This window comes from Halohasta sp. A2, from assembly GCF_056175805.1.
Genome location: NZ_JAQFWV010000291.1, coordinates 1 through 255 on the forward strand (window position 1 = coordinate 1; position 255 = coordinate 255).

1 protein-coding gene is annotated in these 255 nt (G+C 52.2%); it reads left to right on the forward strand.

Annotated features, from left to right (window positions below; translation table 11 throughout):
* The coding region (locus tag O2S87_RS19180; protein ID WP_475410258.1) for a transposase at positions 1 to 255 on the forward strand (255 nt) is incomplete at both ends.

The window sequence follows — 255 nt, forward strand, 5'->3', positions numbered from 1 at the left end:
CGACGGACATAAGCAAGTCGTTAGCTACGTTGGATTGAATCCGGTGATCCGCGAGTCAGGCGACTCGCGGATCGAAGGAGGCATCTCGAAGCGTGGATCCGGTCGTGTGCGTTGGTTGCTCGTTCAGTCGACTCATACGGCCGTGCATACGTGTAATGATCGATATTTGAGTCGGTTTTACGACCGATTAGCAAGTCGGAAGAACTCACAGAAAGCAGCTGTTGCAACAGCTCGAAAGATGCTGGTGTCGATGTA